The following is a 26,957-nucleotide window of genomic DNA, read 5'->3' on the forward strand; positions in this document are numbered from 1 at the left end:
TTAACACTGGTACAACCACCCTTTGTACGAATCCTTGAAGTTCTCCAGAGTCACCTTTTAGCGTTAATAAAGTGTTCTTGACCTGTTCCCTGTGAATGTCCATTTAATAACTCTAAATCTATTTTACTTTGGGATTAGACCCATTGCTGTCATATTTCATGGATTAACAGAGGATCGCGTCTCATCTGGGGCGTATTTAATTTCTAACTCATGACCAAAACACCCGTTCATAAGTCACGTAAAAAAGATCTTTCCCAGGGCGGGAAACGCTCCGCGATGGCAATTCATGAAATTGATGACAAAGAATCCCCTGAAAAACACCAAACAGATAATGGCCTTTCTGGTCTATCCGAATCTGCAATCACTTGGAATTCTTCAAACACCTCATCTGATACTGAAACAACCACAGTCAGTAATATTGAGCTCGGTACCCGCATTATTCTAAATGTTGTAAAAACTCTGCCTAATTCCCCAGGTGTTTACCGTATGCTAAATAGCGACGGAAATGCCCTCTATGTTGGGAAAGCCAAAAATTTAAAAAAGAGAGTGGTCTCTTATACCCGAGTGGATCAGCTTCCCTATCGGCTTAAGCGGATGGTATCCGAAACTCGCTCAATGGAAATCGTCCAAACCAATACTGAAGCTGAAGCACTCTTATTGGAAAGCAACCTTATCAAGCGGCTAGGCCCCCGCTATAATGTTCTTCTGCGCGACGATAAATCATTCCCCTACATTTTGATCACAGCTGACCACGAAGCCCCTCAAATAACCAAACACAGGGGCATGCAAAAAAGAGACGGTCAATATTTTGGCCCCTTCGCTGATGCAAAATCAGTAAATCAAACCATCACCGCCTTGGAAAAAGCTTTCCTCTTGAGATCTTGTAGTGATGGCGTTTACACAAATAGAGCACGCCCTTGCCTAATGTATCAAATCAAGCGTTGCTCAGCACCTTGTGTCGGCCGTGTATCTCTCAGGAGTTACGCGTCACAGGTAAAGGAGGCAGAAAGCTATCTAAGTGGTTCATCCATGGAGTTTCAAAAGAAGATGGCTCTTAAAATGCAGGATGCCGCAGCTCAACAGGACTATGAACAAGCAGCTGTTTACCGTGATCGCATTCGCGCACTTACCAATATACAGTCTAAACAAGAGATCAACGTTGCTGAAATTGATAATGCAGATGTCTTTGCCTTGTTTGAAAAAGCCGGGCAATCCTGCATACAGGTGTTCTTTTTCCGGGCAGGACGCAATTATGGGAACCGTTCTTATTTTCCAAGTCATGATAAAACCATCGATGAAGAAACCGTCCTAACCTCTTTCATTGCTCAGTTTTACGTAAACAAACCAGTTCCAAAATTGGTAATGATCAGCCACAAATTACCCGAGCAGTTAATTCTGGCAGAAGCCCTCAGTAGTAAGGCTGGTTACCGTATAGAAGTAAACCATCCTCAAAGAGGTCCAAAGAAAAAGCTTGTCGAGAATGCCACGGTTAATGCACGAGAAGCTCTGGCGCGGAGAATGGCTGAAAGCGCTAGCCAGCGTCGTCTGCTAGAAGGCTTAGCTGAGATGCTATCCTTGGAAGCCACGCCAGAACGGGTCGAAGTCTACGACAATAGCCATACTCAAGGCTCAGAAGCTTACGGAGGCATGATTGTCGCGGGATTAGAAGGTTTCATGAAGAAGGCTTATCGGAAATTTAAAATCCGAGGAGATAAACCTTCTGAAAATGATCAATCTTCAACGATCCCCCTAACGAACACTCACGAGCAAGGAACCTCTCAAGAAGCCGCGTACACAGGCGGAGATGACTACGCCATGATGCGCGAAGTTCTCACTCGTCGCCTGTCTCGTAGTCATAAAGAAGATCCAGATAGACAAACAGATCAATGGCCCGACCTGCTTGTTCTCGATGGAGGACAAGGCCAATTGACTGTTGGCATTGAAGTTTTAGAAGAACTTGGATTGAGTGACATTCCCATCGTTGCCATTGCCAAAGGGCAAGATAGAAATGCAGGGAGAGAACGTATTTTCTTACCCAACCGTCCCTCTTTTCTGGTAGATCCCAAAGACCCCGTGCTCTATTTCATCCAGCGCCTGAGAGATGAAGCACACCGTTATGCGATTGAAACACACCGTAAAGGCAGATCAAACGCTCGACTAAAGTCTGTACTCGATGGCATTCCTGGCATTGGCGCAAAGCGCAAAAAAGCCCTCCTTTTCAAATTTGGATCAGCAGATGCCGTCGCCAGAGCAGGCATTGGAGATTTAGAAGCAGTTGAAGGCATCAATCGCGTCGTTGCCCAGTCTATTTACGATCATTTCAATGCGGAATAAAAGAGCTTAATCGGCAGTCGCCATCAGATGATTTGATCTATAACATGGAGACAGATACGACAGCTAGCTATACAGCTACTGACAAAGTCATGTTTAGGCCAGAAGGTATATAATGAAGGTATTCGGTTTTGCGGGTTGGAGCGGAAGTGGAAAGACAACTTTACTCAAACAACTCATTCCAATTTTAGTAGATCGTGATTTAAAGGTCTCAACGCTGAAACACGCCCATCATAAATTCGACGTCGACAAGCCTGGCAAAGATTCCTACGAGCACCGCGAAGCAGGAGCGTCGGAGGTCATGATTGCTTCCGGCAACCGTTGGGCCTTGATGCACGAATTGCGCGATGAGAAAGAACCTTCTCTTAAAGAACTGATACCCCACATGACACCGGTTGACATCCTCTTGATAGAAGGCTTCAAAAAAGAAGGTCATCAAAAGCTTGAAATCTACCGCTCATCTCTTGGGAAACGCATGTTGCACAAGGATGACCCTAATATCATTGCCATCGCAACAGATGTCACAACAGATGAAACACTCGCGACCTCATCTCTGCCCATTCTAGATCTCAATGATATAGAAACGATTGCTGATTTTATCTGTAAAATCTGTGGCTTTGACGACAGTATCCGAAAGGCTGCTGATTAATGGCCCAGCTAACTGACGATTGTTTTGCACACGGCGGCAAACTTATGACAACAGCGCAAGCACTTGAGCTTCTAAATCAAAAGCTGCATTGCATCGTCCAACAAAAAGAACTTCCCGTAGCAAGTTGTCTCGGCAAGGTTTTATCGCAGGATGTGATTGCCCCCTGTAATGTCCCGCCCCACGACAATTCTGCTGTCGATGGCTACGCCGTTTATTTTGATGATCTCAAATGCAACCAAAACACACGTCTCCCCATCAGTGACCGCATCGCGGCAGGAAGTCGGATCAAAGGACATCTCACGCCAGGAACATGCGCCCGGATCTTTACTGGTGCTCCCATGCCATTGGGAGCAGATACCGTGTTTATGCAAGAAGACTGTCAGCTCGATGATGCTGGTAATGTTACCATTCCTCACGGTATTAAACGCGGGTCCAACCGACGCTTTGCCGGGGAAGATGTCATTGCTGGCAGCACCATCTTTGAAGCGGGGCGTACTCTTAGGCCCCAAGACTTGGGCCTGATCTCAGCAGTTGGTATTCCAAGCATATCCATTCAAAACCCTCTGAGCGTTGCCCTCTTTTCAACGGGAGACGAATTAAAAAACCCTGGGGACACCCTCGCAAGCGGTCAAGTTTATGATTCCAATCGCTTTGCCATTGCTGGGTTACTTCAGAATATGGGCTGTCGGGTTAGCGATCTCGGTATTCTTCCCGATAATTTTGATCACATAAGTAATGCCCTTTCTAAAGCTGCCGGAAAGTTTGATCTCATCATCACTTCCGGCGGAGTTTCTGTTGGTGAAGAAGATCACGTCAAGCAAGCCGTTGAAACTCAAGGCCACCTGCACGCCTGGCGACTGGCAATCAAACCCGGGCGCCCTATTGCTCTTGGCCAACTTGGGCAAACAGCTTTTGTTGGCCTTCCGGGAAACCCCGTTGCAGTAATGGTCACCTTTGCCAATTTTGTCCGCCCTCTAATTCAAATCCTATCAGGTTCTCAAACTCGCCCCCCCTTTACATTCCCCGTTATTGCCGCGTTCAGTCACAAGAAAAAAATCGATCGCAGGGAATGGCTCAGAGTACATCTTCAAAAAAACGATGCGAATGTTTGGGAAGCGCATAAATACCCCGGGGATGGCGCAGGTGTGCTCTCTTCTGTTTGCGCATCTGACGGCTTCGCAGAGCTTCCAGAAGATCTTCTAACCGTCGAGCCCGGTCAAATAATTACCTACCTACCTTTTAATGAGATTGCCTTATGAAAATTCTTTACTTCGCCTGGTTACGAACTTCTATTGGTAAATCAACCGAAACCTTATCCCCTCCCACAGAGGTCAAAACTGTAGGAAATCTTCTCGATTGGCTTCCTACCCTAGGTGATAACTATGCGAGTGCTTTGGAAAAAAGAGACCTGCTTCGGGTCGCAGTTAACCAAGAATACGCGGAGCTTGAACAACTCATAAAAGCAGATGATGAAATCGCTCTATTCCCTCCCGTTACAGGCGGTTAAAATGATAAGAGTCCAACAAGAAGATTTTGACGTTGGTTACGAGCTTAAAGAACTTACCAAAAAGAATCATTCAATTGGTGGGGTTGCTTCTTTTCTTGGCCTCGTCCGAGATATTGCCAGTGACGAGAACATTTCAGCAATGACGCTTGAGCACTACCCGGGTATGACAGAGAAGTTACTTGGCGAAATCGAAGCCGAAGCCAACCAAAGATGGGACCTTGATGCCAGCTTGATTATCCATCGGTACGGCAGAATGGAGCCGGGTGAGCAGATCGTCCTTGTTGTCACCTGCAGTAAACACCGTAAAGATGCTTTCGAAAGTTGTGAGTTTTTAATGGACTATCTGAAAACCAAGGCTCCGTTCTGGAAGCTTGAGGAAACTTCCAGAGGCGGCAAATGGGTCGACGCCAGAGATTCTGATGATAATGCAGCCTCGAGATGGCTGGAGAAATAACCATTCTTTCAGAAATATGGCCGAAGAATCAATCCGGGTGGCATCCTGCTAAGCTAATACTTAAGCACAAAACCACCCGTAAGACGTTACCTATTCTATTTAATCAGATGGACTTACGAACCAGTTCATCATAAGCCAAGAGAAGATCTTTTGTGATTTTTCCGGGGATAAACTTATATTCACCAATTTCACGAACAGGTGTAACCTCCACAGCCGTACCGGTTAGAAAAACCTCCTGTGTTTGAGCCAATTCTTCGGGCATAATTGCACGTTCGATCACCTCATAGCCCTTTCCTTTTGCCAACGCGATTACTGTCCGACGGGTAATCCCATCCAAAAAACAATCTGGTGTTGGTGTATGTATCTTACCGCCCTGAATCAAAAACACGTTCGCGCCGGTTGCCTCAGCTATTTGTCCTCGATAATCCAACATCAACGCGTCGTTATATCCATTCTCCTCAGCTGCGTGTTTAGAAAGGGTCGCAATCATATAAAGTCCTGCAGCTTTAGAGTTGACCGGGGCTGTTGCCGGGTCAGGACGACGCCACTTGGCAAAGTCCAGACGAATGCCTTCTAACCTAGCTTCCGGTGAAAAATAAGACGGCCAATCCCACGCAGCAATCGCCATATGAATTTTTGATTGCTGAGCCGAAACAGCCATCATTTCACTACCCCGCCATGCAACTGGCCGAAAATAACCATCTACAATATTGTTTGCCTCCATAACGTCTTTACAGGCCTGATCTATTTCAGAAACTGAATAAGGATTTGTAAAGCCGAGCAACTCCCCTGAGCGAATTAAACGTTCATGGTGCTCACGCATTTTGAAAATCCGTCCATTATACGCTCTTTCACCCTCAAATACGCTGCTACCGTAATGTAAGCCATGGCTGAGAATATGGAGTTTGGCATCCCTCCAGGAGATCAGCTCTCCATCGTACCAAATAAACCCGTCGCGATCATCAAATGGTAGTATAGTCATGGCTTTCCCATCCAAGGTGGTATAGTGTCTCTAGTCAGCTTTAATCGCTTGGTTCCATTTGAGCATTTGATCGAATGACTTCGCGACTAGAGGCATATATAGTTTATGGTCATAAAGAATTTTGAACAATTATTTCAAAATTTTCTCGTATTATGTAATAGCACTTCGATAGATAAGTCAACATGACTGACGTAAAATCAGGAACGAACCCTCTATTCTTACGAACTGAGGAGATAATGCAGGCGATAGAACTTCTCTTTTTCGCCTATAGAGATTTCACCGGGGAACCGGATGAACTTCTTGCCGAATATAGCTTTGGTCGCGCTCACCACCGCGTAATTCACTTTGTTGGTCGTCATCCTGGGATCACAGTTAGTGAACTGCTTTCCATCCTGCAAATCACCAAACAAAGTCTTTCTCGAGTCCTTGGACAATTAGTTCGGGAAGGTTTTATCAAACAGACCCCTGGCGCTGTAGATCGCCGCCAACGTCTCTTGGAATTAACCGATAAAGGACTGGATTTGGACGAAAAGTTATTCAATGTCCAACGCCAACGGATTGTCCGAGCTTACAAAGAATCTGGTGCGGAAGCGGTCGCAGGCTTTAGATCCGTTCTGATGAACATGATGGAAGAAGAAGATCGCCCCAGATTCGTCAAAAATCAAAAGAAGCCTTTCAGAAAAAGATAATGTTAATTCCCTATACAGTTTGGCAAAATTAAGCTCTGGGAAAGAATTAAACGAGGTATTACACTGAGCAACATGAATGATATGAACCCACACCTTTTGGTTGTTGACGATGATACTCGACTTAGAAATCTTCTTCAAAAGTTTCTTACCGATCAGGGCTTTGTTGTCACCACAGCTTCAAGCGCAGCAGAAGCCCGATCACACCTAGTATCGCTATCATTCGATCTGCTCATTCTAGATATCATGATGCCCGGAGAAACAGGACTAGAACTTACCCAGTCATTGCGTGAAAAAGACGACGTTCCTATTCTGTTACTAACGGCCATGGGCGAAACTGATGATCGTATAAGCGGCTTGGAATGTGGTGCAGATGATTATCTTTCCAAACCCTTTGAGCCCAGAGAGTTGGTTTTGCGAATCAATGCCATTTTAAAACGCATCCAAAGCAAACCACTTGAAAAAGAACTACCCAGCGAAAGTGTTGTCTTTGGTACCTTTAGATTTGATATCCGAAGGTCTCAGCTCTGGAATAATGATGACTTTATCCACTTAACCGATGTCGAAGCTGCCCTGTTAAAAGCCCTTGCCGACCAACCTGGGTCAGCAATAAGCAGAGACGCGTTAGTTGAAGAGGGCTCTGACCTTTCCAACACACGAAGCGTAGATGTTCAGGTTACCAGATTACGTCGCAAAATTGAGCAAGATCCTAAATATCCCAGGTACTTACAAACGGTTCGAGGCGTTGGGTATGTCCTCAAAACGGATTAAGCATGGCAGTTGAACCAATAGACGAAGCACGTCCCTCAGAGGATCGGAAAGACAAACGCCCAAGGAAGCGACCATTTTTTTTAAAAAAGATCCTCCCGAAATCTCTACTGGGACGCTCTCTTCTCATTATTATCACCCCCCTACTGCTCGTACAGGCTATTTCCGTGTGGGTATTCTACGATCGGCACTACGAAACAGTGACCAAACGTCTGGCCCAGGGCCTGGCCGGTGACATCGCAGCTTCGATATTATTGCTCCAGGAGGCAGAAACGCCTTATGGAAAAGCGCATGTGTTTCAACTCATGCAAAAAACGGCTGATCTTTCACTCACCTTGCACCATGGAATAGAGTTATCACAAAACAACTGGTCGCCAGGATGGTCTGTGCTAGAACGCCGTTTAGATCAGGCTATTCATGAGCAAATCGTCAAAAATTTAAAGAAAAGGTATCGATACACTATCGATACCGTCAGTCTGATCGATCAGGTCAAAATTCAAATTCAAATCGAAGAAGGTGTCTTGTTAGTTCTGGTTCCGAGCAAACGCCTATTCACCTCGACGACCTATCTCGTCATTTTATGGATGGTAGGTTCTTCTGTTATCACTTTTGGGGTCGCCTTTATCTTTATGAGAAATCAGGTTCGCCCTATTCAACGCTTGGCCAGAGCCGCGGAAAGCTTTGGAAAAGGAAGAGATGTCAAAGGCTTCAAACCAGAAGGCGCAACAGAAGTACGACAAGCCTCTGGCGCCTTTATTCGTATGCGTTCTCGCATCAAACGCCAAGTCGAACATCGCACAGCCATGCTCGCTGGTGTAAGTCATGATCTACGTACACCTTTAACACGTATGAAGCTTCAACTTGCTATGTCCGGCCAAGATGAAGAAACCAAAAACCTCCAGGCCGATGTCTCAGACATGGAGAAAATGATCGAGGGCTATCTCGCCTTTGCCAGAGGAGAGGGGCAAGAAGAAACCGCAATTTGCAATATATCCTCTTTGCTGAGAGAGCTCGTACATCAATTAGGAATGAACAATAATCCCATTGATTTACACATCGAAGAAAATATTGAAATCCCTTTGCGCCGGGAAAACTTTAGACGTGCCGTAACCAACCTGGTTATCAATGCTCAACGATACGGAATGCATGTGATGATTTGCGCAAAAATCAGATCGGCGCAACAAAGGCGATTTTTAGAGATAACGGTTGATGATGACGGCCCTGGCATTCCTACAGAAAGCCGCAGGGATGTTCTAAAGCCCTTCTTCCGTTTAGAACAGTCCCGTAATCAAGCCACTGGGGGCGTCGGATTGGGTCTTTCAATAGCAAATGATGTTATCAGCAACCACGGTGGAGATCTCTCATTAGAAGAAGCCCCCGGCGGAGGCCTTCGCGCAAGAATAACCCTACCATTTTAGACAGACAATATATTGAGAGAGTGTATATGTTCGAGCAAAACTCTCTCAATGTGAAGCCTAAGTATCTGTATTAATGCATTCTGTTGCCGTTTGGAATCTTCTTATCCGGCGCAATCAACACGATGCCACCTTCGGGATCAGAAGCGCCAAGCACAAGTATTTCAGACATGAATTTCCCAATTTGGCGTGGCGGAAAATTTACCACTGCCATAACTTGGCGACCAATTAGATCTTCTGGAATATAGTGTAGGGTGATTTGGGCAGAAGATTTTTTCACCCCGATTTCGTCTCCAAAATCAACCCAGAGCTTAATCGCTGGTCGTCGCGCCTCGGGGTAAGGTTGCGCATCGATTACCGTACCCACCCTGACATCAACTTTCAGGAAATCATCAAACGTAATGTCGTCAATTGCGTTGTTCATGTTTATACCCAAATCGTCCTCTTGAAATTTTCAAGAGTGTGTATTGACCATATCCATAACGCAAGAGTTGCTATAATGCGTGCGCGCTTTTTTCGTGTCCACCAGAGCGCGAACAACGACGCGCCCAAGTATCAATACGCTCCAGCCCTTTATCTAAAGCCGACATCGTTTTTGACAAATCAACACTGTCATCATGTAACCAAACCTGGAATATTTTTATGTAGAGCAACGACAGTACTTTAATACGAATAACGCCACGTATTCCAGAAGTGGACAGGCCTGCAACTTCAAGAACCAACGCCATTGAATGACGTAAATTATACAAATAAGAGATCCCCATAAATGGGTCCCGACAGCCATCATGAACAACCGATGCCAAGCCAACTTTATATGATTGAAGTGCATCAAATCTGTTCATAAGTAGATCGAACAAACGATCTTTCGCCGATTGTTCCAGACGATCGCCATCTTCATCATCTGTAACCTGATTATCGACACTACTTGATATGTACGTCAAAATAGCCCGTTTTGATGGAAACAAATCGTGTATTTTAGCGAGCGGAATTTTCGCTGAACTGGAGATATCGGCAAGTGATACATCTCGCCACCCCTTCTCCGCTGCTAAGGACATTGCTGTATCCACAATATGTTGAGGGATTTCAGCCTTTTTCATAGTTTGTCTCCACACCTGTAATAACAAAGAACAACCCTATTATAGCAGATAAGTCGAAAAATGCCTTACTCGATCAAGTAGATCTAAATCTAAGAGCATAAAACATTCCCTCTCTCATCTCATTCTATAGCCGAGTGGGCAGCCCCTCAATATATCAGGACAAAGCTTTACTTCGATTGGTTGCGGCCGCAACTGCCTTGCTCATAAGAGATTGCAGACCATTATCCGTCATTAAAACCTCTAATCCTGCCTGAGTAGTACCATTAGGACTGGTTACATTAATACGAAGTTGCGTTGGGGCTTCATCTGATTGGTGAATAAGTTCTCCCGCACCTGAAACCGTCGCATGGGCTAATTTACGGGCGAGATTTTCAGGAAGTCCAGCATCAATACCAGCCTGAGCAAGACATTCAGCCATTAAGAAAATATAGGCAGGGCCACTGCCAGACACACCTGTAACAGCATCGATCTGCTCTTCGTTATCTAGCCACGCAGTTTCCCCAACCGCTGCCATCAAGTCCTGACAGCTCTTTTTTTGTTGATCGCTAACTTGCCGGTTTGCAAAAAGAACTGTCATCCCGCGAGAGACTGCCGCGGGTGTATTTGGCATCGTTCGAACAATCGCGGCTTCTGCACCTAGATTAGTTTCATAGAAGGAAATTTTTTTCCCCGCCACGACAGATAAGAAGACGGTATCGGAACTTACAAAGCGTTGATAATTCCCAATGGCATCATCCATCATCTGCGGCTTGATCGCGAACATAACCAGTGCAGGTGACAAATCGGCATGAACCGCACTCAGGTTTTCAACAGCGATAACGCCTTGATCTTTGAACGGTGTTAAATAATCCGCACTTGCCGATGGATCGACAATCGTTACTTGCGAGCCGGAAAGACCACTATCCAGCCAGCCCTGTAATATAGCCCCACCCATTTTACCGCAACCAACGAGCAGTAAAGTTCCACCATTAAGCATCTGGCCATTAAACATCCGGCTTGTCCCATTCCCAAATTTTAGAGAACAGAACCTTACGCTTCTCCTGCCGTATCCATCAAGGCAAGATCAACAGCATTTAATTCGGAATCCCCCCCTATGGCAATCAGTTGAATTGCAGGAATTAACCGATCCCACTCCGCGATTGCTGTAGCAACTAAATCTTCTGTTTGATCTTCACTAAAACCATCTTGTCCACGCAACGGGATGGTATGACGATAAGCTGGTGCCCCTGTTTCCGGTATAAAATCAAAGTGCCCGAGCCATAACTGGCTGTTTACAGAAACCAAGAGTTCACAAATACGGCTAAAAGCTGTTTGCGGAATTTCAACATCTCCATGGCATGCAAAGAACATAGCCTGTAATTCGCTTTGCCACTGGAAATGAAGATGTAGCGGGCTCCAATTTCCCTCTATGACAGCAAGAAGCTCAAAGTCACTCTCGCGTTCAAAGTCCCAGTCATAATCTAGGACCCACTCTTCAATTGAATCAATAGGATTAAAAGGTAGTAATTGGTTTGTAGAATCTGAATTCATTGCACTGACCCCTCACTAAAATAGTCGAGCAAGACACAATCGGCACTACCATCATTCAATATGTTGAATACTATGGGTAACGCCCTACCAAATATAGTGTGCCACAGAACGAATCCACGGTTCAAGTAAAAACGAAAAAATAAAAAGCTCGAAACATTTGTTCCGAGCTTTAAAGAGTTCGTCTTTAAGGAGATCTACCTCGCATAAATACTATCGTATTTTTGAAAAAAATCACCCCATTAAACTTAATCCGTTTTTTTAGAGGACACCTTTTTTGTTGCTGTCTTCACTCCGCCTTCGAGATGAGCAAGACGCGCTTCAAGAGACGTGACCTTTTGTGCAAGATCTTCTCCTTCTTCACGCGCCTTAACCGCAACAGCTTTCATTGCATCAAATTCTTCCCGTGGCACAATATCCATCTGGGTAATAATTCGCTCGAATTGTTCACGAATCCTTGCCTCAACTTCGCCGCGCATTCCTGCCGCGGCTCCCATAGCACTGCTGGCGACCTTTGCCAGATCATCAAGGATACGATTCTGAGTTTGCATGACTTTGCCTTTCACATAGCTGGATATGTCCTATTTCAGGATCTCAGCAAATTTGTTCTACAACCCTAATATGGCGCGTTGCCCCGTAAGCTTCAACCAAAGTTCGTCACAGATTGGACAAAGTTATCGAAAAATATCACAACAGGTCCTTCTCTATCTCCGACGGACGGCATATATAGAGAAGCTAAAGAATAAAATGGAAGGCTTCAGGCATGTATCTTGTCACTGGCGGTGCTGGTTTTATCGGCTCGAATCTCGTCGCATCACTTACTGAAAAGGGTGAGGCTGTCGTTGTTAGCGACTGGCTGGGCGAAGGAGACAAGTGGCGGAACCTCGCCAAGCATGAACTCGAAGATGTTATCGCCCCTGAAAAGCTATCCGAGTTTTTAGCGGAACACGCCCAACATTTAAAAGGCGTGTTCCATATGGGAGCTATTTCAGCAACAACCGAAACCGACGGTGATGCTTTGATGGAAAATAATTTCCGTCTGAGCAAAATTCTTTGGAGTATTTGCGCCAAGCACTCTATCCCCTTTATATACGCTTCTTCAGCAGCGACATACGGTGGTGGCGAACAAGGATTTGATGATACTGACAGTATTGATCATCTCTCAAACCTTCTCCCCCTTAATGGTTATGGTTGGAGCAAACAACTATTTGATCGTTGGGTCGCGCGTCGAATTGCGAATAAATCTCCACAACCACCTCAGTGGGCCGGCCTAAAGTTCTTTAACGTTTACGGACCCAACGAATATCATAAAGGCGGCCAGGCAAGTGTTCCCTTCCATTTATTCAATCAGGTAACATCAGGTGAACCCGCGCGACTTTTCCAATCCCATCATCCTGATTACTCTGATGGCGGCCAACTGCGCGACTTTATTGCCGTTGAAGATTGTGTCTCTGTTATGATGTGGTTGAAAGACCACCAAGATGTGAACGGTCTTTTTAATGTAGGTACGGGACAAGCCAGGTCTTTTGTCGATCTTGCCAGAGCCGTTTTTGAGGCCATGGATAAAAACGAGAATATCAAATACGTGCCGACGCCGGAAAGTATACGTGATAAATACCAGTATTTTACCGAAGCAAATATGAATAAGCTCAAAGCTGCTGGCTACAACCACCCGTTCCTCTCTCTTGAAGAAGGCGTCGGACGTTATGTCAAAGAATTCCTCGCAAAGGAAGATTCCCACCGATGACACAAGAATTGGTTTTTGCCGCACTGGCGTATCCGGAAATTGATCCTATCGCAATCAGCCTCGGTCCTATCGCGATTCGCTGGTATTCTCTTGCCTATATTTTTGGAATCCTTGCTGGATGGCGTTACAGCCGCTGGCTTTGTTTTCAAGCACCCCGCCAAATGCGCCCCATTGCAATGGACGATTTCATCGTCTGGGCAACTCTTGGGATTATACTGGGCGGACGGGTTGGATACGTACTGTTCTACAACTTTACCTATTTTCTATATAACCCACTTGAAATATTCGCCGTATGGCAAGGTGGCATGAGCTTTCATGGTGGTCTCCTCGGCGTCATAACAGCGATGGTTCTTTTTGCCAGAAAAGAGAATGTACATTTCCTAACCCTCGCCGATATCGTTGCCTGCGCGACCCCAATAGGTCTATTTTTTGGTCGACTGGCTAACTTCATCAATGGAGAGCTTTTCGGACGGGTCACCACAGCTGAAATAGGTATGGTGTTTCCAAATGGTGGGCCTTTTCCAAGACACCCCAGTCAGCTATACGAAGCCGGCTTGGAAGGGATAACCCTCTTTCTTATCCTTTTTCTTATCGCCCGAGTTGGCGGTTTGAGAAGGCGAGGCCTTACCGCTGGTATATTCCTTGTCGGGTACGGACTCTCCAGAACTATTGTAGAGCTGTTTCGTGAACCAGATGCCCACATCGGCTTCTTATTTGGCGAAGTCACAATGGGGCAACTGTTATCATTACCGATGATTTTAATTGGCCTGAGTGTTGCTTTTTATGCCCTCAAGCAGCCCAAACAGGCCATTGGCCCTGAGCACAAACCTGAAGACATTTCACCAAAAGAAAATGACAAAACAGCTAAGAAGAAATCCAAGCAAAAAAATAACGGGTCCAAAAGAAAATGACGACCGACCAAGATGGAGTATCCGTATTCAATCTTTTGGCCAAACGCATTAAGCTAGAAGGCGCCATAACGATCGCAGACTTCATGGCAGATGTTCTGGTCGCCCCCAAACATGGTTACTACATGTCTGGCGAACCTTTTGGAAAGGCAGGCGATTTTATTACGGCTCCAGAAGTCAGCCAAATGTTTGGTGAGCTGATCGGTGTTTGGTGTGCCGATACCTGGTATAACATGGGGGGCCCAACGTCTCTGAACCTCGTTGAATTGGGTCCCGGTCGAGGAACCCTTATGGCCGATATGCTCCGTGCCGCAGGAATGGTGCCCGGCTTTTTGCAAACTCTTCAAGTTCATCTAATTGAAATAAGTCCAAGCCTAAAGAAAAAGCAAAAACAAACTTTAGCAGGTTACAACATAACATGGCATCAGGACCTAACGACTCTCCCAGAAGGCCCAACGATTTTTATTGCCAATGAATTTTTTGATGCACTTCCAATCAAGCAATTCGAACGTTCTCCCAAAGGGTGGTGTGAGCGATTAATCACCCTGAACGAAGATGAGAAAGAACTAATATTCACGCTTTCACCTCCTTCAAAGGCTATAGAATCGCTTATCCCTCAAGATTTGCGTTCCGCAGAAGAAGGAGCTGTGGTTGAACTGTCCCCCATAGCCTCGACAATCATAGACATGATCTCTCGACACATTCTTGATCATGGTGGGGCCGCTTTGCTTATTGATTATGGCCGGGATGTTCCTACTGCCATACCAAGCCTTCAAGCGATAAAGGCACACAAAAAACATTCCGTCCTCAAAGAACCGGGTACTGCTGATATTTCTGCCTTAGTTGATTTTCCCACTCTTGTAAGCACTGCTTTAAAATCTGGCGTTGCGGCTCATGGCCCCATAACTCAAGGTGATTTTTTACGTTCTCTTGGCATTGAACAACGTGCGGAAATGTTACGAAAAACCGGGACCGACGAACAAATCGTTGATATTACGTCCGCAGAGCATCGACTAATCGATACTAATGAAATGGGGACTTTATTTAAAGTCCTCTCGCTGACACACCCCAATCACCCCACACCTGCGACTTTTCCAGAACACCGAAAATAAACGACGGCTTGCCCTCAAAGGAATATTTATGCTGAACAGTCCTGCTTTACATAATCTTGAAGGTATCGTGCATGGGTTCCTCACCCGTCGTGATGGCGTAAGCGAAGGCCTTTACAGTTCACTCAATTGTGGCTTTGGGGCTGATGAAGCAAAAGAAAATGTTCATGAGAATAGACGACGCACGCTGGAACGGGTTGGTTGTCCATCTGCAAAACTTGTCACAGGCTACCAAATCCATTCCGCAAAAGTAGAGATCGTCACAACCCCCTGGAAATGTCCGGAAGATGCACCACAAGTAGATGCCCTAGTGACAAAGCAATCAGGGATAGCCCTTGGCATAATGACTGCTGATTGCGTCCCGGTTCTTTTTGCTGATTCATCAGCAGGTGTGATTGGCGCGGCTCACGCTGGTTGGCAAGGTGCCATTAAAGGCGTTACAGACAATACGATTGATGCCATGGAAAGCCTTGGTGCCCAGCGATCAAATATTTCTTGCGCCATCGGTCCTTGTATCGCTCAGAGTTCCTATGAAGTCGGCGCCGAATTTGCTCATCGATTCTTTGAAGAGAATGAGAATAACATGGGGTATTTCATACCATCCCCCAGAGAAGGGCGATTCTTGTTTAACCTTCGAAAGTATGTCGGGGACAGATTAAAATCCTATGGCGTCGGACAAGTATCAATTTCTAAAAATGACACCTATTCAGAAGAAGAACTATTCTTTAGCTATCGTCGTTCTTGCCACCGCAAAGAAGCTGACTATGGTCGAGGCCTGTCAGTAATCGCCCTGAAATAAATTAATTGGAAAACAAATGCCCCACTTAATCTTATTCTTTCTCATGTGTATTCTTGGCTTAGCGGTCAGCTGTACCATTATGTAAGACAGACCAACATCTTCAATACTATCGACATATTTTTCAGCCTATATAAGCAGGAACGAAAATTATAGCCTATGAAAATACTCTTCATTTTTGTTGCCGCTTTAATAATGACGTCCTGTGGTCCTTTGCCGCGCCCCTTTATCGATCAGCAACCTCAAAATAATCCCTTACTTCAGCTCTCTGGAACGCGCCCTATAGCTGTTGAACTACCGCTGTTTAGTATACCGGCCCCTAAAGATCAGATCACGGATCTTGCCCTATGGGCACAAGAAATTTTGAGTGAAGACATTCGAAAACAGGGTTTTCCTGCCGCTGGTTATGCTCCAGCTGAAAACAGCCTTCATATTATAAGTCACTTCAACGCCGCTAACACTGAGAGCCTGACGACAGAACTCAGAATGGACATTTCTGTTACAGAGACAAGCATACCAAATGAAGCCATCATTGTTTTCTCTGAACAAACAAACGTACCAACGTCCCTGCTATCCAAATCACCCAAACCATTAATAAACGAGTTACTTCAAAGGGCTGCCCAAAGGTTGAGTGTTGAAATTATTGCTCTCGACAAACCAGATCAAAAGAAACCGAACTCAAATACTGATCTCCTCATCGCCCTTCAGCCTTTTCCAGATACATTGAGCCCCCCAACACAAAAAGTGCTAAAAACGGAACTAAAAACATCATTACGGTTACGTGGTTATAAGCTCGTTGAGCAACAAGACTCGAACAACCAATACACGTTAAAACTCGATATTACGCCTTTCCAGAAGGAAAATAACTTCTTCCTTACACTCAGTTGGATCGTTGCAGATTATAAGACTGGCGAAGAAGTTGGTATAATAGAACAAACCAATCCGGTGCCCAATATACCACTATCCAGGATAATTATCCCCGTATCTGAAGCCATTTCTGAGGGCGTCGCGGTCGGCATTGAAGATCTTTTGTTGCAAAATAGTCATCAAAATCAAACTGTTCTGAAATAACGAAGAAATGAATCCTTATGGGCGTTTACAGGCGAGACAGGTATTGGTAAGTTCCGCCCGACCAATATGAAAACTGATGACTGAGACGCATTAAGCGTCTGGTCCAGCCTAGCCGGGGATTTTGGCGTGAAGATCTTAACGGGTAACAGCAACCGACCACTTGCCGAGGCCATTTCTGCATATCTGAACCTGCCACTGACAGAAGCGTCAGTTCGTAGATTCTCTGATGAAGAAGTTTTCGTGGAAATCCACGAGAACGTGCGCGGTGAAGATGTATTTATCATTCAACCAACATCATATCCTACCAATGATAACCTTATGGAACTCTTGGTAACGATTGATGCTTTAAAACGCAGCTCAGCGAGCCGCATAACAGCAGTGATTCCTTATTATGGCTACGCGAGGCAAGATCGTAAATCTAGCCCTCGTACACCGATTTCTGCCAAGCTTGTTGCAAACTTGATTACGACAGCTGGTGCAGATCGTGTCTTGACCATGGATCTCCATGCGGGGCAGATTCAGGGGTTCTTCGATATCCCAACAGATAACCTCTTTGCAGCTCCTGTGTTCATCAAAGACATCAAAGACCGTATGGATAAAGGGCCTCTTACGATCGTATCACCTGATGTTGGTGGTGTTGTTCGCGCGAGAGCTATTGCCAAACGTCTTGATGCCGATCTTGCTATTATCGACAAACGTCGAGAAAAAGCCGGAGTCTCTGAGGTTATGAACATCATCGGTGATGTAAAAGGGCAGCGCTGCATACTGATTGATGACATCGTAGATTCAGCCGGCACGCTTTGCAATGCTGCTGGCGCTCTAAAAGATGCTGGCGCGACTTCGGTTTCTGCTTACATTTCGCATGGTGTTCTTTCCGGAGGTGCGGTTGCGCGCGTAACAGCTTCTCCACTTGAAGAACTCGTAACAACAGACTCAATTCAGGCGACTGAAGCAGTAAGAGTTGCACACAACATGCGACAAATTTCCATTGCTCCCCTTCTCGGTGAAGCAATGCGTCGTATTAGTGATGAGCAATCCGTTTCCTGCTTGTTTGACTGATTGATTTGACGAAATCCTTTCGGCCGTATAAAAGGCCCCTGTAATAAGGGCCTGTTTAATTATATGGCCGAAAATTCTGGTGCAGCACCCCTGGAGGCTGGCCAGTTAACACAACGGCGGAGCACATGCTCTGCCGCTGTTATTTTACTATTGGAGAATACAATGAGTGATATCACAAAAGTGAGCGGAACTGCTCGCGATAGAGCCGGCAAGGGGCCCGCTCGTGCCGCTCGTCGTGCAGGCCTTGTACCTGCCGTCATCTACGGTGCAAAAAAAGACCCTGTCATGATCAATTTGGACCCACGTCCAATCATGAAACAGTACGCTTCTGGCCATTTCGGTACCGTTCTTTGGGAAATCGAAATTGATGGCAAAAAAGAGCGTACACTTCCTCGTGACATTCAATTGCACCCTGTAACAGACATGGTTGAACACGTTGACTTCTTGCGCGTATCCGCGAAAACAACTGTCAACGTTATGATCCCTGTTGTGTTCATCAACGAAGAAGAATGCCCTGGCCTGAAGCAAGGTGGTGTTCTTAACGTTGTTCGTCACGATATTGAACTGACATCACGCGCAGACAGTATTCCAGAAAGTATCATTGTTGATATGGCAACGGTTGAACTCGGCGAAAGTGTTCACATTTCATCTGTGACACTTCCTGATGGCGCCGTTCCTGTGATCAATGATCGTGACTTCACAATTGCGACAATTGCTGTACCTAGCTCCGTCAAATCTTCACAGGGTGATGATGAAGATGGTGAAGAAGAAGTGGCTACAGAAGCAGCCGCTCCTGCAGCAGCAGAAGAATAAGTCTTTTCCTTCTGGCTTGAACAATGAGGTAAACCACTATGTTATTATTTGTGGGGCTCGGTAATCCAGGCAAGAAGTATGAAGGCAACCGACACAATATCGGTTTTATGGCGGTGGACGATATCGTTCACCGCCATAATTTTTCCCCTTGGAAATCTCGATTCCAAGGTCAAGTATCAGAGGGCAGACTGGGAACAGAAAAAATTCTTGTTTTAAAGCCTGATACCTACATGAATGAGTCTGGGCGCGCCGTAGGCGAAGCCATCAGATTCTTCAAAATCCCGACTGAAAATATTTTTATCTTTTACGACGAGCTTGATCTAGCTCCTGGAAAACTCCGTATTAAAAAAGCGGGTGGGACAGGGGGCCATAACGGAATCAAGTCTATAGATGCCCATATAGGTAAAGAATACTGGCGACTTCGGCTCGGCATAGGTCATCCCGGCCATAAAGATCGCGTAACTGGACACGTGTTAGGTGATTTTTCTAAAGCCGATCAAGATTGGCTAGGTAAAGAACTAGAAGCCCTGTCACGCCACGCTGCGTTACTTGCCGAAGGGGACAGCTCCGGGTATATGTCAAAGGTCGCTCATGATGTTGCCCCGTCTAAACCTCAAAAGACAAAACAAGAAAAAAAACCATTAGAATCCAGAGTTGAAGTCAAAATACCTTCTCCAAAAGAAGATAAACCATCTGATTCGTCTCAAGGATGGCAATCCACCTTGGCTAACTGGTTTAGTAATAGTAAAACGCCCCAAGATTAGAAACAACAGCTCCGTACGGTATAACAACCATACCAGCACCTTAGTGAAAGGGAATTACCCATGGGTTTTAACTGCGGCATCGTCGGCTTACCGAACGTAGGCAAATCCACGCTTTTCAATGCGCTTACTGAAACAGCAGCAGCGGAAGCAGCCAACTATCCTTTCTGTACAATTGAACCCAACGTGGGGCGCGTCTCTGTTCCCGACCCTAGATTGGATCAAATAGCTAAAATCGCAAATTCACAGAAAATCATTCCAACCCAACTCGAATTTGTCGACATTGCCGGTTTGGTTCGCGGTGCGTCTAAAGGCGAAGGTATGGGCAATGAGTTTCTTGGCAACATTCGCTCTGTAGACGCTATCGTACATGTCGTACGTTGCTTTGATGGCGAAGTGACCCATGTTGATGGTTCTGTCGACCCTATACGCGACGCGGATACAGTCGAGACCGAACTTATGATTGCTGATCTTGATTCTGTTGAAAAACAAATCGTCACAAATGCAAAACGCGCCAAAGGTAATGACAAAGAAGCCAAGGCCAAGCTTGAAGTCCTCAATGCCGTTTGCGCCGTTTTGCAAGATGGAAAACCTGCACGCACTGCAGAAATTACCAAGGATCAACAGGATATTTACGAACAATTGCAACTTCTCACATCCAAGCCCGTTCTTTATGTGGCGAACGTTGAGGAAGAAAACGCTGCCACAGGTAATGCCTATTCAAAATTGTTAGAAGAAAAAGCGGCCACCGAAGGAGGGGTTTGCGTGATCATCTCGGCCGCGATAGAAGCAGAAGTTGCCTCTTTGTCAGACGAAGAAGAGAAAACTGAATTTCTATCCGATCTCGGCTTAGAAGAAACAGGCCTCAAACGTATTATTAGTGCGGGTTACGGACTACTTGGTCTGCTAACCTTCTTTACCGTTGGCCCCAAAGAAGCTCGAGCATGGACAGTTGTTGAAGGATCAACCGCCCCGAATGCCGCGGGCGCAATTCATACTGATTTCGAACGTGGCTTTATACGCGCTGAAACGATTGCATTTGATGACTACATCGCCTGTAACGGTGAACAAGGCGCTAAAGATGCAGGGAAAATGCGGGCTGAAGGTAAAGAATACATCACAAAAGATGGAGACATCTTTCACTTCCGCTTCAACGTTTAAAACGAAGTAATGATCCGTCCTAAATGTCCCATGATAAGTAAACTTATTCAGGACGGGACATAACAATGATCTTAAAAGGCGGCTTCTAGCCGCCTTTTTTGTGTCCTATCACCAATAATCAGGATAGGACCTCTCTTTTGATAAGTTATTGGCGACAAGCCCAATAAGTAGGAGGACCAATGTTCCACTCAACACAGGCGTAAATAGGAACGACCAATCTGCGTTTTCCAACATAACCACAAGAGGCGTCGCACCAGCTGGGGCATGAAGGGTCCGCGTCATCTGCATCAAGGCAATAGCTGAAGCAACAGCAATTCCCATAGCCCACCACTCAAGACCAAAGACCTTCATCACAATCAAGCCAATTATGGCGGATAATAGATGACCAAACACTAAGCTTCGAGGTTGCGCCAGAGGACTGTTCGGGAGACCAAAGACAAGAACGCAACTTGCACCAAAAGGTACCATGAAAAATGGTGCATTTGCTTCATTAGAAAGCCAAGAAATCATACCTATAGCAAGGCAGGCCCCAATCCAACTCCATAAAATATGATATCCATTTGGAATAGCCGGCGCTGCCACACCTCGCCCTTTGTATTTTGCAAAATGCTTCTTCATCTCAATTAAAACTCTAAATGATTGTGATTGTGATTGTGATTGTGATTGTGATTGTGATTGTGATTGTGAGAGATATAGCAAAACATACCGATCGTTCTAGTTTTAATTTCTTATCACTCCATAGGCACAACGATCATACATACCTACTCAAAAAAGAATATCAAGGACATACCACAGCATCAAAAGCTATAACCATACCCCCGGTGTCACTTTCCATAAGCCTGAGGCTTTGATTCCCTTCAATTCGGTACTGAACCCTGTATTTATCAAAATAGGCTTGTGTGGCCTTTACACTATCACTCCACAAATGAAATCCGACCATATAACTATCTCTTTCTTTCTTGAGAAAGTTATAACTTGGATAAAAATGGCTGACGGCGTCACTTGCGATCAAACGCAAGGTCTGATTTCTCTCATGAAGCTGAATATCAATACATCCATCAGTCACAACGATCGAGTCCGCACCAAAAAAACGGGCGTACTTGTTAATCACATCACTTGGGTTTGCCATGGCATAGACGATCCGCTTGATGCCTTTTGCACCATTTGCATGGGGCAACCATTTATCTTGCCACACGATCTCAGGTGTTTTGTGATCGCAAACAAAGCTTCCCATTCCAGGTGTCACTTCTGAGCCATACCGCAACAACTCAAAGGCTGGCATAACATCCCCTTGATCAAGCTCCAGTATCCGCTTCAAATCATTTGGGCCTTCTAAACTAACCCCCAAACAAGCGAGACTGTTAGCTGTTGCCTTTGTATCCAAACTACGAAATGCGAAGCCAAGTCCCCCTTCTCCCTTTTCCAAGAAGACGTCCAAACCATTCGTGTCCTGACTGGCATCGACAATGCCAATAAGTTCAAGATAATCATCGGGAAACATAATACAGTAATTCGCTGTCCCCCAACCAATGTGGCGGCCTCTGGGAGTTAACTGAAATCCCAGGCGCAAATACTGATGTCTTACATCCTCAAGATTTTTAACGCCGACTAATAAATGATCAATCCCTTTGAGGGTTGAGTTAAATAGCATATGCAGGGCACCTCATATCATAATTATCATTTCACAACACTCTACCTTGTTTTTCTTGAGAATCCTTCTACTTAAAAGATTACAGCCAAACCATAAAAAAGGCCGCCCAACAGGACGGCCTTTTTAATAACTAAAGATATTTTTGCTTAATGAACCTTAGCAAAAACCTTACGTTTGGCAGCATACATAACCAGCGTAAAGATTATGAGGAAGATCATAACCTTGATACCTGTTTGTTTGCGTGCTTCCAGTTTAGGTTCCGCAGCCCACATCAAGAAGTGGCTTACGTCAGTAGCCATTTGATCTACAGACGCTGGTGTTCCATCGCTATATTCAACGGCATCTTCTGAAAGAGGCGCAGCCATCCCAATGAGATGACCTGGAAAATAAGTGTTGTAGCTCAAATTACCAACATCGACATCTTCAGGTGCATCAACATACCCCGTAAGAAGGGCACGGATGTATGATGGCCCACCAACACGTGCTTTTGCCATCAAAGAAAGATCAGGTGGCGCTTTACCACCGTTAGAGGCGGCTGCCGCTTTCTCATTAGCAAAAGGTGCTGGGAAATGATCTGAAGGCTTACCAGCGCGTTCAAACATTTCACCTTCGTCATTCGGGCCATCTTCTACAGTGTAGTCAGCCGCAAAAGCTTTCACTTCATCAACATTGTACCCAAGATCAAGAAGGTTACGCATAGCAACAAGATCAAGAGAGTGACAACCTGAGCAAACGTCTTTGTAAACTTGGAGGCCACGTTGCATGGAAGCTTTATCGTAAGTGCCAAAAACACCTTCAAAGCTCCAGTCGTAAGATGGCAATTTAACCGCGTCACCGGCAGCAAAAGCTGGAACAGTGAAACACCCAAAGGTCACGGCAAAGAGGCCAGACAGAATCTTCTTCATAAGTCGTTCCTCTCTCAAGATTTCGTTACAGCTTCATGGATCGAGCTTGGTAACTTTCGCGGACGTTCGATCATCGGCAAAATCACAGGCATCAACACCAGGAAGTGGAAGAAATAATAAGCTGTAGCAATACGGCTCAAGATAACATAAATCCCCTCAGCAGGCTTACCACCAAGAACACCCAACGCCAGTCCGTTAATCACGAATACCCAGAAAAAGATGCGGGCGATCGGACGGAACTTACAGCTACGAATGGAAGAGCGATCCAACCACGGCAGGACGAAAAGTACAGCAATCGCACCGAACATCGCCAAAACGCCACCGAGCTTATCAGGGATAGCACGCAAAATCGCATAGAACGGCAAGAAGTACCATTCAGGAACAATGTGCGCTGGAGTTGATAACGGATTGGCCGGGATATAGTTATCCGGATGCCCCATATAATTTGGTGCCCAGAAAAGGAAGACCGAGAAAGCAATCAAGAACACACCAACACCAAAAAGGTCTTTGATTGTGTAATATGGTTGCATCACCAAGCTATCTTGAGGACCTTTTGTATCAATACCGAGCGGGTTGTTTGAGCCCACGGTATGCAAGGCAACAAGGTGCAAGGCAACAACAGCAACAATAATGAAAGGAAGAAGATAATGCAGAGCAAAGAACCGGTTCAAAGTTGGGTTATCAACTGAGAAGCCACCCCAGAGCCACGTAACAATACTCTCACCTACGACAGGAATTGCAGAGAACAGGTTTGTGATCACAGTCGCACCCCAGAAGCTCATTTGGCCCCAAGGAAGAACATAACCCATGAAAGCTGTTGCCATCATAAGTAGGAAGATCACAACACCCAACTGCCAAAGCAATTCACGGGGTGCCTTATATGACCCATAATAAAGGCCACGGAACATGTGAATGTACACTGCAATGAAGAAGAACGAGGCCATATTCATGTGAATATAACGGATCAACCAACCATTGTTCACATCACGCATGATACGCTCAACGGAGTTAAACGCCAAATCAACGTGTGGTGTGTATTGCATCGCGAGGATGATACCAGTTACGATCATCGTAACGAGCGCAAAACCAGCCAGAGAACCAAAGTTCCAGAGATAGTTAAGATTTTTCGGCATTGGGTATTCGTAGATGGCATGATGCATCACGGAGATAACCGGAAGACGGTCTTCAACCCATTGGACGACTTTATTGTTAGATTTAAAACTCATGACTTGCCCCCTAGCCGATCTTGATTGAGTTGTCAGTCAGGAAGACATATGGAGGAACTTCCAGATTTTTTGGCGCGGGCCCCTTACGGATACGGCCAGAAGTATCATAGTGAGAACCATGACATGGGCAGAACCACCCACCATAGTCACCACGGGATTCCCCTGTCTTCTGCCCCAAAGGCACACATCCGAGGTGTGTACAAACACCAACAAGGATAAGCCATTCAGGTTTTTCAACACGATCGCCATCGACTTGCGGATCTGGAAGATCAGCCAATGGGGTGCTTTCAGCTGTGTCAATCTCTCCAGAAGTACGACGTCTAATGAACACAGGCTTACCGCGCCATGTGATCGTCACAGATTGACCATCTTCGATTGGGGTCAGATCTACTTCAGTTGAGGAAAGAGCTAAAACGTCTGCCGATGGATTCATTGAATCAATCATCGGCCATAAAGCACCAGCTGCGCCGACGACTGTCATAGCCCCCGCCGTCAGGTACAAAAATTCACGCCGAGTCTCACCGGACTCTTGGGCGGAACTTTCAGGATTCGCGCCATCTGCCATTTATGTAATCCCTATTTTCATCTCTCAAGCTTACAGCCCCGAACAACGAAGCTGCGATACGATACAGGCGATTTGAGCCATTGCCCTTGTCTAACCGTTTTTGCGTCCCTATCTAAACACACAAGATGCAAGATCGGATGTGACATCCTGTCGCAGTTTCGGCTAGTCCCATATTCAGTGACACGGATATAAAGGATTTGTCATAGAAAGGCAAAGACTCTAAGTGTGAGTTTGAACGGAAAATGTCGTTTTTTCCAGCACTTTGGCATTCTTGTCACTTATTTGAAGATTATCAGTATGCGCCTTGCCCTATATCAACCGGACATTCCCCAGAACACTGGCACAATGCTTAGAATGGCCACCTGCCTAAATGTAGCTGTCGATATAATCGAACCTTGTGGCTTTGTTTTAAACGATAAACGTATGAAACGCTCGGGCATGGATTACCTCGACCAAACGGAGCTTGTAACTCACAGTTCATGGGGCGCATTTAACCAAACTCGCGACATTCCTTCCCATAGCCAAGAACCATCCGGTCGTCTAATATTGCTCTCAACCAAAGCTACCACTAACTATATCGACTTTTCTTTTCGACCAAATGATACGTTAATGGTTGGACAGGAGTCCGCTGGCGTCCCTGATGATGTCCACAATTCTGTAGATGCCAGTGTGCTCATTCCTATGGCTCTTGGCGCTCGTTCCTTAAACATTGCCGTGTCGGCTGCAATGGTACTTGGAGAGGCCTTACGTCAGACCAGGGGATTCCCAAGCGCCGCCAGATCATAAGTCATTCTTTAAACCACATCGCTTACAATATTTATCATTAAGATATTCCAAAAGAGATATTCATGTATCAACGCCAAGATCCTACACAAGCTTTCCCAGATCACAGTGCCCCCAAGGACAATAAGGAGCAGGCACAAATTTGGTTCAAGCAATTGCGTGACAACATCTGTACTGAATTTGAAAAGTTGGAGAATGAGCTTTCTGGATCAATACTTGAAAAACGGGGTTCCCCTGCAGCGGGCCGATTTGAACGTAAAAAATGGGATCGTGATGGCGGCGGCGGCGGCGAGATGTCAATTATGCACGGCCGCATTTTTGAAAAAGTCGGAGTCAATATTTCCACTGTCATGGGAGAGTTTAGCGAAGATTTTGCCAAACGCATTCCAGGTGCAGACAAAGACCCACGGTTTTGGGCCAGTGGTATATCTCTCGTTGCACACATGCACTCCCCCCTTGTCCCCGCAGTTCATATGAACACACGCCATATCGTTACAACGACGAGCTGGTTTGGTGGCGGCGGAGATTTAAACCCAATGTATCCTGTTGAAAAGGATACACAGGACTTCCACAAAGCTTATAAAACGGCTTGCGATAAGTATGACCCAGGCTACTTCCCCGCCTTTAAGGAATGGTGTGATGAGTATTTTTATATCCCCCATCGCAACGAAGCGCGCGGTGTTGGCGGTATATTCTACGACTACTTAAATACAGGTAACTGGGCAGATGATTTTGCCTTCACTCAAGATGTCGGGAGAGCTTTTCTTGATATTTATCCCCAGTTGGTGCGTCGACACATGCAAGAAGACTGGACCGATGAACAACGTAAACATCAATTGTTTCGTCGGGGACGTTATGCTGAATTCAACCTACTTTATGATCGCGGCACCATGTTTGGCCTAAAGACCGGGGGTAACGTTGAAGCTATCCTTATGTCGATGCCACCGGAAGCTGCCTGGCCTTAAACAAGGTCCTAAATATACACT

At 45.6% G+C, this 26,957-nt stretch carries 30 protein-coding genes; 19 read left to right on the forward strand and 11 right to left on the reverse strand.

The genetic code is table 11. From position 1 onward, the window contains the following. Window positions 1–276 precede the first annotated feature (276 nt). The 5 genes from uvrC (at window position 277) to ACFSKO_RS01475 (ending at window position 4,941) form a co-directional block, all read left to right on the forward strand. Window positions 277–2,334 carry an excinuclease ABC subunit UvrC gene (uvrC, locus tag ACFSKO_RS01455; RefSeq protein ID WP_380247637.1) on the forward strand — a complete coding sequence of 686 codons (2,058 nt, stop codon included), beginning with the start codon at window positions 277–279 and terminating at the stop codon, window positions 2,332–2,334. A gap of 112 nt (window positions 2,335–2,446) precedes the next feature. Next, the gene (gene mobB, locus ACFSKO_RS01460; protein WP_380247639.1) at window positions 2,447–2,980 is read left to right on the forward strand and encodes a molybdopterin-guanine dinucleotide biosynthesis protein B; all 534 of its coding nucleotides are present in this window, start codon (window positions 2,447–2,449) and stop codon (window positions 2,978–2,980) included. Continuing rightward, on the forward strand, window positions 2,980–4,239 hold the full coding sequence (locus ACFSKO_RS01465; protein WP_380247641.1) for a molybdopterin molybdotransferase MoeA: 1,260 nt from the start codon (window positions 2,980–2,982) through the stop codon (window positions 4,237–4,239). Before mobB ends, ACFSKO_RS01465 begins: the two co-directional genes overlap by 1 nt. Next, window positions 4,236–4,487 carry a molybdopterin converting factor subunit 1 gene (moaD, locus tag ACFSKO_RS01470; protein ID WP_380247644.1) on the forward strand — a complete coding sequence of 84 codons (252 nt, stop codon included), beginning with the start codon at window positions 4,236–4,238 and terminating at the stop codon, window positions 4,485–4,487. Before ACFSKO_RS01465 ends, moaD begins: the two co-directional genes overlap by 4 nt. 1 nt (window position 4,488) lies before the next feature. Beyond that, window positions 4,489–4,941 carry a molybdenum cofactor biosynthesis protein MoaE gene (locus ACFSKO_RS01475; protein WP_380247646.1) on the forward strand — a complete coding sequence of 151 codons (453 nt, stop codon included), beginning with the start codon at window positions 4,489–4,491 and terminating at the stop codon, window positions 4,939–4,941. Between the two features lie 103 nt (window positions 4,942–5,044). Here the strand turns inward: ACFSKO_RS01475 and ACFSKO_RS01480 are convergent, their stop codons facing one another. Continuing rightward, on the reverse strand, window positions 5,045–5,923 hold the full coding sequence (locus ACFSKO_RS01480) for a branched-chain amino acid aminotransferase (RefSeq protein ID WP_380247648.1): 879 nt from the start codon (window positions 5,921–5,923) through the stop codon (window positions 5,045–5,047). Between the two features lie 182 nt (window positions 5,924–6,105). Between ACFSKO_RS01480 and ACFSKO_RS01485 the strand changes: the two genes are divergently transcribed. The 3 genes from ACFSKO_RS01485 to ACFSKO_RS01495 all read left to right on the forward strand — a co-directional run bounded on the left by ACFSKO_RS01485 (window position 6,106) and on the right by ACFSKO_RS01495 (window position 8,795). Then, on the forward strand, window positions 6,106–6,612 hold the full coding sequence (locus ACFSKO_RS01485) for a MarR family winged helix-turn-helix transcriptional regulator (protein ID WP_380247650.1): 507 nt from the start codon (window positions 6,106–6,108) through the stop codon (window positions 6,610–6,612). A gap of 72 nt (window positions 6,613–6,684) precedes the next feature. Further along, window positions 6,685–7,380: a response regulator gene (locus ACFSKO_RS01490; RefSeq protein WP_380247652.1), complete on the forward strand. Its 696-nt coding sequence runs from the start codon at window positions 6,685–6,687 to the stop codon at window positions 7,378–7,380. A gap of 2 nt (window positions 7,381–7,382) precedes the next feature. Next, a complete protein-coding gene (locus tag ACFSKO_RS01495; protein WP_380247654.1) occupies window positions 7,383–8,795 on the forward strand; it encodes an ATP-binding protein in 1,413 nt (470 codons plus the stop codon). A 70-nt stretch (window positions 8,796–8,865) separates the two neighbouring features. On the opposite strand, the gene ACFSKO_RS01500 is transcribed toward ACFSKO_RS01495, so the two are convergent. The 5 genes from ACFSKO_RS01500 to ACFSKO_RS01520 all read right to left on the reverse strand — a co-directional run bounded on the left by ACFSKO_RS01500 (window position 8,866) and on the right by ACFSKO_RS01520 (window position 11,967). After that, a complete protein-coding gene (locus tag ACFSKO_RS01500; protein WP_380247657.1) occupies window positions 8,866–9,216 on the reverse strand; it encodes a tRNA-binding protein in 351 nt (116 codons plus the stop codon). 70 nt (window positions 9,217–9,286) lie between these two features. Then, window positions 9,287–9,889, reverse strand: coding sequence for a TetR family transcriptional regulator (locus ACFSKO_RS01505; protein WP_380247659.1), 603 nt, complete (start codon window positions 9,887–9,889; stop codon window positions 9,287–9,289). 154 nt (window positions 9,890–10,043) lie between these two features. Then, window positions 10,044–10,880, reverse strand: a complete 837-nt coding sequence (gene proC, locus ACFSKO_RS01510) for a pyrroline-5-carboxylate reductase (protein ID WP_380247661.1) — start codon at window positions 10,878–10,880, stop codon at window positions 10,044–10,046. Between the two features lie 38 nt (window positions 10,881–10,918). Continuing rightward, window positions 10,919–11,419, reverse strand: a complete 501-nt coding sequence (locus tag ACFSKO_RS01515) for a type III secretion system chaperone family protein (protein WP_380247664.1) — start codon at window positions 11,417–11,419, stop codon at window positions 10,919–10,921. 245 nt (window positions 11,420–11,664) lie between these two features. Then, a complete protein-coding gene (locus tag ACFSKO_RS01520) occupies window positions 11,665–11,967 on the reverse strand; it encodes an accessory factor UbiK family protein (protein WP_380247666.1) in 303 nt (100 codons plus the stop codon). 212 nt (window positions 11,968–12,179) lie between these two features. On the opposite strand from ACFSKO_RS01520, the gene rfaD reads away from it, so the two are divergent. From rfaD to ychF, 9 genes are all read left to right on the forward strand, one after another. Beyond that, window positions 12,180–13,163: an ADP-glyceromanno-heptose 6-epimerase gene (gene rfaD / locus ACFSKO_RS01525; RefSeq protein ID WP_380247668.1), complete on the forward strand. Its 984-nt coding sequence runs from the start codon at window positions 12,180–12,182 to the stop codon at window positions 13,161–13,163. After that, the gene (gene lgt / locus ACFSKO_RS01530) at window positions 13,160–14,074 is read left to right on the forward strand and encodes a prolipoprotein diacylglyceryl transferase (protein WP_380247670.1); all 915 of its coding nucleotides are present in this window, start codon (window positions 13,160–13,162) and stop codon (window positions 14,072–14,074) included. Before rfaD ends, lgt begins: the two co-directional genes overlap by 4 nt. Then, window positions 14,071–15,183 (forward strand): class I SAM-dependent methyltransferase, encoded by a 1,113-nt coding sequence (locus ACFSKO_RS01535; RefSeq protein WP_380247673.1) that lies wholly within the window; start codon window positions 14,071–14,073, stop codon window positions 15,181–15,183. Before lgt ends, ACFSKO_RS01535 begins: the two co-directional genes overlap by 4 nt. 28 nt (window positions 15,184–15,211) lie before the next feature. After that, window positions 15,212–15,979: a peptidoglycan editing factor PgeF gene (pgeF, locus tag ACFSKO_RS01540; protein ID WP_380247675.1), complete on the forward strand. Its 768-nt coding sequence runs from the start codon at window positions 15,212–15,214 to the stop codon at window positions 15,977–15,979. A gap of 156 nt (window positions 15,980–16,135) precedes the next feature. After that, a complete protein-coding gene (locus tag ACFSKO_RS01545) occupies window positions 16,136–17,047 on the forward strand; it encodes a hypothetical protein (RefSeq protein ID WP_380247677.1) in 912 nt (303 codons plus the stop codon). 126 nt (window positions 17,048–17,173) lie between these two features. Next, the gene (locus ACFSKO_RS01550) at window positions 17,174–18,106 is read left to right on the forward strand and encodes a ribose-phosphate pyrophosphokinase (RefSeq protein ID WP_380247680.1); all 933 of its coding nucleotides are present in this window, start codon (window positions 17,174–17,176) and stop codon (window positions 18,104–18,106) included. A 162-nt stretch (window positions 18,107–18,268) separates the two neighbouring features. Further along, on the forward strand, window positions 18,269–18,919 hold the full coding sequence (locus ACFSKO_RS01555; protein ID WP_380247682.1) for a 50S ribosomal protein L25/general stress protein Ctc: 651 nt from the start codon (window positions 18,269–18,271) through the stop codon (window positions 18,917–18,919). Window positions 18,920–18,957: 38 nt separating this feature from the next. Further along, complete coding sequence (gene pth, locus ACFSKO_RS01560) at window positions 18,958–19,683, forward strand: aminoacyl-tRNA hydrolase (RefSeq protein WP_380247684.1); 726 nt, start codon at window positions 18,958–18,960, stop codon at window positions 19,681–19,683. 60 nt (window positions 19,684–19,743) lie between these two features. Beyond that, window positions 19,744–20,841, forward strand: a complete 1,098-nt coding sequence (ychF, locus tag ACFSKO_RS01565; RefSeq protein ID WP_380247686.1) for a redox-regulated ATPase YchF — start codon at window positions 19,744–19,746, stop codon at window positions 20,839–20,841. A gap of 108 nt (window positions 20,842–20,949) precedes the next feature. On the opposite strand, the gene ACFSKO_RS01570 is transcribed toward ychF, so the two are convergent. The 5 genes from ACFSKO_RS01570 to petA all read right to left on the reverse strand — a co-directional run bounded on the left by ACFSKO_RS01570 (window position 20,950) and on the right by petA (window position 25,188). Next, complete coding sequence (locus ACFSKO_RS01570; protein ID WP_380247689.1) at window positions 20,950–21,459, reverse strand: HPP family protein; 510 nt, start codon at window positions 21,457–21,459, stop codon at window positions 20,950–20,952. Window positions 21,460–21,619: 160 nt separating this feature from the next. Next, window positions 21,620–22,492 carry a VOC family protein gene (locus ACFSKO_RS01575; protein WP_380247692.1) on the reverse strand — a complete coding sequence of 291 codons (873 nt, stop codon included), beginning with the start codon at window positions 22,490–22,492 and terminating at the stop codon, window positions 21,620–21,622. 146 nt (window positions 22,493–22,638) lie between these two features. Further along, window positions 22,639–23,397, reverse strand: a complete 759-nt coding sequence (locus tag ACFSKO_RS01580) for a cytochrome c1 (RefSeq protein ID WP_380247694.1) — start codon at window positions 23,395–23,397, stop codon at window positions 22,639–22,641. Window positions 23,398–23,411: 14 nt separating this feature from the next. Continuing rightward, window positions 23,412–24,623 carry a cytochrome b gene (locus tag ACFSKO_RS01585; protein ID WP_380247696.1) on the reverse strand — a complete coding sequence of 404 codons (1,212 nt, stop codon included), beginning with the start codon at window positions 24,621–24,623 and terminating at the stop codon, window positions 23,412–23,414. A 10-nt stretch (window positions 24,624–24,633) separates the two neighbouring features. Then, a complete protein-coding gene (gene petA, locus ACFSKO_RS01590) occupies window positions 24,634–25,188 on the reverse strand; it encodes a ubiquinol-cytochrome c reductase iron-sulfur subunit (protein ID WP_380247698.1) in 555 nt (184 codons plus the stop codon). 225 nt (window positions 25,189–25,413) lie between these two features. Here petA and ACFSKO_RS01595 point away from each other — a divergent pair, with 225 nt between their 5' ends. Together ACFSKO_RS01595 and hemF are read left to right on the forward strand one after the other, a co-directional pair. Further along, window positions 25,414–25,974, forward strand: coding sequence for a tRNA (cytidine(34)-2'-O)-methyltransferase (locus tag ACFSKO_RS01595; RefSeq protein WP_380247700.1), 561 nt, complete (start codon window positions 25,414–25,416; stop codon window positions 25,972–25,974). 62 nt (window positions 25,975–26,036) lie between these two features. Continuing rightward, entirely contained in the window at window positions 26,037–26,936 is a 900-nt protein-coding gene (gene hemF, locus ACFSKO_RS01600) for an oxygen-dependent coproporphyrinogen oxidase (protein ID WP_380247702.1), read from the forward strand. Window positions 26,937–26,957 lie beyond the last annotated feature (21 nt).

This window comes from Kiloniella antarctica (assembly GCF_042682825.1).
Lineage (GTDB): Bacteria > Pseudomonadota > Alphaproteobacteria > Kiloniellales > Kiloniellaceae > Kiloniella > Kiloniella antarctica.

Coding starts and splice junctions, on each gene's coding strand:
- ACFSKO_RS01490 (WP_380247652.1), top strand. CDS start 6,685: ATGAATGATATGAACCCACACCTTTTGGTTGTTGACGATGATACTCGA.
- ACFSKO_RS01480 (WP_380247648.1), bottom strand. CDS start 5,923: ATGACTATACTACCATTTGATGATCGCGACGGGTTTATTTGGTACGAT.
- proC (WP_380247661.1), bottom strand. CDS start 10,880: ATGTTTAATGGCCAGATGCTTAATGGTGGAACTTTACTGCTCGTTGGT.
- moaD (WP_380247644.1), top strand. CDS start 4,236: ATGAAAATTCTTTACTTCGCCTGGTTACGAACTTCTATTGGTAAATCA.
- mobB (WP_380247639.1), top strand. CDS start 2,447: ATGAAGGTATTCGGTTTTGCGGGTTGGAGCGGAAGTGGAAAGACAACT.
- rfaD (WP_380247668.1), top strand. CDS start 12,180: ATGTATCTTGTCACTGGCGGTGCTGGTTTTATCGGCTCGAATCTCGTC.
- ACFSKO_RS01575 (WP_380247692.1), bottom strand. CDS start 22,492: ATGCTATTTAACTCAACCCTCAAAGGGATTGATCATTTATTAGTCGGC.
- ACFSKO_RS01505 (WP_380247659.1), bottom strand. CDS start 9,889: ATGAAAAAGGCTGAAATCCCTCAACATATTGTGGATACAGCAATGTCC.
- pgeF (WP_380247675.1), top strand. CDS start 15,212: ATGCTGAACAGTCCTGCTTTACATAATCTTGAAGGTATCGTGCATGGG.
- ACFSKO_RS01465 (WP_380247641.1), top strand. CDS start 2,980: ATGGCCCAGCTAACTGACGATTGTTTTGCACACGGCGGCAAACTTATG.
- ACFSKO_RS01520 (WP_380247666.1), bottom strand. CDS start 11,967: ATGCAAACTCAGAATCGTATCCTTGATGATCTGGCAAAGGTCGCCAGC.
- ychF (WP_380247686.1), top strand. CDS start 19,744: ATGGGTTTTAACTGCGGCATCGTCGGCTTACCGAACGTAGGCAAATCC.
- ACFSKO_RS01495 (WP_380247654.1), top strand. CDS start 7,383: ATGGCAGTTGAACCAATAGACGAAGCACGTCCCTCAGAGGATCGGAAA.
- ACFSKO_RS01580 (WP_380247694.1), bottom strand. CDS start 23,397: ATGAAGAAGATTCTGTCTGGCCTCTTTGCCGTGACCTTTGGGTGTTTC.
- ACFSKO_RS01515 (WP_380247664.1), bottom strand. CDS start 11,419: ATGAATTCAGATTCTACAAACCAATTACTACCTTTTAATCCTATTGAT.
- ACFSKO_RS01475 (WP_380247646.1), top strand. CDS start 4,489: ATGATAAGAGTCCAACAAGAAGATTTTGACGTTGGTTACGAGCTTAAA.
- ACFSKO_RS01555 (WP_380247682.1), top strand. CDS start 18,269: ATGAGTGATATCACAAAAGTGAGCGGAACTGCTCGCGATAGAGCCGGC.
- ACFSKO_RS01500 (WP_380247657.1), bottom strand. CDS start 9,216: ATGAACAACGCAATTGACGACATTACGTTTGATGATTTCCTGAAAGTT.
- ACFSKO_RS01585 (WP_380247696.1), bottom strand. CDS start 24,623: ATGAGTTTTAAATCTAACAATAAAGTCGTCCAATGGGTTGAAGACCGT.
- lgt (WP_380247670.1), top strand. CDS start 13,160: ATGACACAAGAATTGGTTTTTGCCGCACTGGCGTATCCGGAAATTGAT.
- ACFSKO_RS01570 (WP_380247689.1), bottom strand. CDS start 21,459: ATGAAGAAGCATTTTGCAAAATACAAAGGGCGAGGTGTGGCAGCGCCG.
- petA (WP_380247698.1), bottom strand. CDS start 25,188: ATGGCAGATGGCGCGAATCCTGAAAGTTCCGCCCAAGAGTCCGGTGAG.
- hemF (WP_380247702.1), top strand. CDS start 26,037: ATGTATCAACGCCAAGATCCTACACAAGCTTTCCCAGATCACAGTGCC.
- uvrC (WP_380247637.1), top strand. CDS start 277: ATGGCAATTCATGAAATTGATGACAAAGAATCCCCTGAAAAACACCAA.
- pth (WP_380247684.1), top strand. CDS start 18,958: ATGTTATTATTTGTGGGGCTCGGTAATCCAGGCAAGAAGTATGAAGGC.
- ACFSKO_RS01535 (WP_380247673.1), top strand. CDS start 14,071: ATGACGACCGACCAAGATGGAGTATCCGTATTCAATCTTTTGGCCAAA.
- ACFSKO_RS01485 (WP_380247650.1), top strand. CDS start 6,106: ATGACTGACGTAAAATCAGGAACGAACCCTCTATTCTTACGAACTGAG.
- ACFSKO_RS01545 (WP_380247677.1), top strand. CDS start 16,136: ATGAAAATACTCTTCATTTTTGTTGCCGCTTTAATAATGACGTCCTGT.